At 38.4% G+C, this 3,970-nt stretch carries 1 protein-coding gene; it reads right to left on the bottom strand.

Features of this window, described 5'->3' with window-relative positions:
- Nucleotides 1-242: 242 nt before the first annotated feature.
- Nucleotides 243-3,970: MucBP domain-containing protein (locus ACZ2M0_RS09265; protein WP_490059262.1), on the bottom strand; the 3,728-nt coding region annotated here is incomplete at its 5' end.

Raw genomic sequence — 3,970 nt, 5'->3', positions numbered from 1 at the left:
GTATTCATATAATTCCTCTTCTAAACTGCATATTAATATAGGTTTAGTATATGGCTGGCTTAGGCAAAAGTCAAACTGAGCTAAGCTAAACCGAAAAGCGTCTGGGAAAAGTGCTCTTTGAAGTTAAATAAAAAAATTTTACAATATAAAAAGACCGGTAAATCAACGTTTTATTGACGTGATTTGTCAGCCTTTTTAGTTAGGTTAGAGTTTTTTCCCAGACTCTTTTTGTCAGAATTTAATTAGTCTTTCTTACGGTTAAGCCAAGCAGCACCTAGAGCAGTGGCCAAGGCCAAACCGCCTAGGGCCAGCATGGCCAAACTGTTGTGCTTCTCGGCACCAGTTTGCGGCAATGCATTAGTGCTGCTGTCTTGATCTAGCTTGCCTTTTTGTGGGTCAGAGCTAGCAGTCTTGTTTAATTTGCGGGCTGCAGCTGCCAGTTTAGCAGGGCGGTTAGCCTGATGCTTGTTAGCTGTGAAACCTTTGGTTGATTTGGCAGGTGCTTTCTTTTTCTTGTTCTTCTTGCTGGTCGGAATTGGAGTCGGCTCATTGTCAGTCGGCGTCTGGTTTCCAGCTGGAGTAGTAGTGGAGTTATTAGTTTGGCCATCATTCTTGCTGTAAACGTAGGTCACGCTTTGCGGACTGTTGATGAAGAAACCAGTCGCATTATCAGGCCGGGTCTTTAATGTATAGCCGGAAACAGTCTCGGCACCAGTCGTATAGCCATCACCAATCCGGCCTTGGATTACGCGATCAGGAGCAACAGTGTTGCCATATTCATCTTGATAATGAACTGTGACTGCAGGTGCTATAGCTGCAGGGCTGTTAACAATTGAACCAGCAGTATTGGAAGCATTGGAGCCGTTGGAATTATCAGAGCTGTTGGAACCATTAGAACTATTAGAGCTATTAGAGCTGTCAGAGCTGTTAGAACTATTTGAGCCATCGGAACTGTCGGAGCTGTCAGAACCATTAGAACTATCAGAACTGTCGGAGCTATTAGAACCATCGGAACTGTCAGAACCGTCGGAACCATCGGAACTATCAGAGCCATCGGAACTGTCAGAGCCATTAGAGCTATCGGAACTGTCGGAGCTATCAGAACCATTAGAACTATCAGAACTGTCGGAGCTATTAGAACCATCGGAACTGTCAGAACCGTCGGAACCATCGGAGCTATCAGAGCTATTAGAGCTGTTAGAACTATTGGAACTATCAGAAGTGTTGTCACTAGTATTATCAGTTTTATTCTTAGAGTAGACCAAAGTAATATCTTGTGGGTCAGATATAAATGCTTTTACATCAGAATTTTGATTTTCTTTGAAGGTGTAGCCAGCAAATTCTTTGCTGGTGTCAACAGTTACCAGGTCTGAAATGTTGCCGAAAAGTTTTTCATCAGGAATTTCCTTACCATCTTGATCAACTAGCTGCTTGCCTTCTTCATCTTGGCGATGAATGGTTATGGTGCCACCAGTATATCTAACGTAAGTATCATAGTCTCTGTCACCTCGATAATTAGTCATTAAGTCAGCTGAAGACCACTGATTAGTACCTTTAGTCAAGGAATCGTTTCCTTCACCCATGTTTACCCAGGTACCTGGTTGTTGAAGTGAATCATTTGGTAGATCATTCGTTGTAGTGAATTTAATTCCTTTACCTAAAACTAATTTAGTTAAATTTGTACATGAATCAAACAAACTATAATCTACAGCATCATCAGTAATTATAAAGCTAGATAAGTTTATGCTAGATAAGTTGGTGTCTGCATAAAACATAGAAGAAAAGAATGCAACTTTGCTAGTATCAAAACTTGAGAGATCTAATGAAACTAATTTTGGACAATTGGCAAACATGTAGCTCATGTCAGTGACATCTGAAGTAATGAGGTTATTTAAGCCGTTAATTTGAGTTAAATTAGGAAGAGTATCAAATAATGAATCAGCTGGCCCATTAATTGTTATTTTTCCCAAAATATCTATATCATTAATATTATCAGTATTTATAGTACTTATATTATTATTAATGCCAATTTCTTTTTCGGCGGAGTTGTCAATTAAATAGTCTTTGCCTTTTTCGCCTAGCGATAAGACACCATTATTAAAGGTGTAAGGAACACCTTCCCAAGTATTATCAGTTTTAGTCTTAGAGTAGACCAAGGTAATATCTTGCGGGTCAGAGATAAATGCTTTTATATCAGAATTCTTGTTTTCTTTGAACTTGTAACCAGCAAATTCTTTGCTAGTGTCAACAGTTATTGGATCGGAAATATTGCCAAAGAGCTTTTCATCAGGAATTTCCTTGCCATCTTGATCAACTAGCTGCTTGCCTTCTTCATCTTGGCGATGAACAGTAACGATGCCACCAGTATATCTAACGTAAGTGTCGTGGTCTCTATCACCTTGGTACTTAGTCATGAAATCGGCTGAAGACCACTGATTAGTACCTTTGGCCAGAGAGCCATCGCCTTCCCCCATGTTTACCCAAGTTCCTGGCTGTTGAAGTGAATTGTTGGGTCTACCATTTCTTGTAGTGAATTTAAACCCTTTACCTAAAATCAACTTGGTCAAACTGGAAGTATAATTATTGGTTAATACAAACATTCCCATCGTTGTGGCATCATTTGCAACAGTAAAACTAGATAGGTCTACGCTAGTTAGGTTGGGATCGCCAGAAAACATTACATTAAAGCTGGTCACATTGGTAGTATCAAAACTTGAGAGATCTAAAGAAGTCATTTTTTCACAGCCAAAAAACATCCGTAGCATACTCGTTACTTTAGAAGTATCTAGTTTATCTAAGCCATTGATTGTGTTAAGATTCGTGAGTCTAAAAAAAAGCATCTCAGCTGATCCAATGATGGCAATGGGAGCATTAATATCAATTTCTGCAATGTCAGTTCCAGAAACATTGTCGATGTTGCTACCAATGCTAATATCTTTATTGTCTGAATTATTTATGGTATAGGTTTTGCCTTTTTCACCAATTGATAATACGCCATTATTAAACGTGACAGGTATATCTTCCCAAGTACTTGAGATAGTAGTATTATCCGTTTTACTCTTAGAATAAACTAGAGTGACAGTTTGTGGATCAGAAATAAAAGCTGTGACAGCAGGATTTTGATTTTCTTTGAACTTGTAGCCAGCAAATTCTTTGCTGGTGTCAACAGTTACTGGGTCTGAAATGTTGCCGAAAAGTTTTTCATCAGGAATTTCCTTACCATCTTGATCAACTAGCTGCTTGCCATCTTCATCCTGGCGATGAACAGTAACGGTGCCGCCGGTATATCTAACATAAGTGTCATGGTCTCTATCACCTTGGTAATTGGTCATTAAATCAGCTGAAGACCATTGATTAGTACCCTTGGTCAGAGAACCATCGCCTTCACCCATGTTTACCCAAGTACCTGACAAATTGAGGGAATTGTTTGGCTTACCATTGCTTGGCGTAAATTGAAAGTTCTTGCCTAAAACTAATTTTTTCAAGTTTGCACAAAGATTAAACATACTCTGTGCTGTAGCATTATCTTTAATGGAAAAACTAGATAAACCTACACTTTCAAGACTTCTGTCAGCAACAAACATCATATTAAAATTGGTAACATTGGCAGTATCGAAATTGGATAGATCTAAAGAAACTATTTTTGGAGAATCGAAAAACATGTTTGACATGTTTGTTACTTTTGATGTATCCAGTTTATCTAAGCCATTAATTTTAGTAAAGTTAAGATAAGAGAAGAGCGATTGAGCTGACCCAATAATGGCAATGGGAGCATTAATATCAATTTCTGTAATATCAGTTCCAGCAACATTACTGATATTGTTTTTAATGCTAATATTTTTATCGTCTGAATTAATTATTGTATAGCTTTTGCCTTCTTCACCAATTGATAGTACGCCATTATTAAACGTGACAGGTATATCTTCCCAAGTGCTTGAGATGGTATTGCTACTATCACGAGTGGCTTTAG

The sequence above is a fragment of the Lactobacillus sp. VURO6/B1 (VP7) genome, assembly GCF_058139575.1.
Note: the sequence above shows the minus strand (reverse complement) of the source record. Positions and strands in the feature narration are given on the sequence as shown.